General features: G+C 48.4%; 1 tRNA gene and 2 rRNA genes (1 of these 3 only partly in view). All 3 read left to right on the top strand.

Annotation, left to right across the window (positions count from 1 at the left end):
• Nucleotides 1-51 (top strand): 16S ribosomal RNA (locus tag DXC01_RS20430); the annotation flags it as partial.
• Between the two features lie 125 nt (nucleotides 52-176).
• Nucleotides 177-294 (top strand): 5S ribosomal RNA (gene rrf / locus DXC01_RS20015).
• A gap of 5 nt (nucleotides 295-299) precedes the next feature.
• Nucleotides 300-339, top strand: a tRNA-Ala gene (locus tag DXC01_RS20020) (it continues 68 nt past the right edge of the window).

Raw genomic sequence — 339 nt, forward strand, 5'->3', positions numbered from 1 at the left:
AAGTCGTAACAAGGTAGCCGTATCGGAAGGTGCGGCTGGATCACCTCCTTTCTAAGGAAATGGATAAAGTAGGCTGTGAATGCAGCTGAATCAATCCAACTAAAACGGAAGAAGAAGTAGAAAGTCAGATGTGTTTTACTGTTGAGTTATCAAGTACACAACTTAATAACCATATTTCTGGTGTCGATGCGCTTGTGGGAAACACCCGTTCCCATCCCGAACACGACGGTTAAGACGCAAGCGGCCGATGGTACTGCATTGGAGACGATGTGGGAGAGCAGGTGGACGCCAGATCAAATGGGGATGTAGCTCAGTTGGGAGAGCACCTGCCTTGCAAGC

This window comes from Blautia sp. OM07-19 (assembly GCF_003481595.1).
GTDB lineage: Bacteria > Bacillota > Clostridia > Lachnospirales > Lachnospiraceae > Blautia_A > Blautia_A intestinihominis.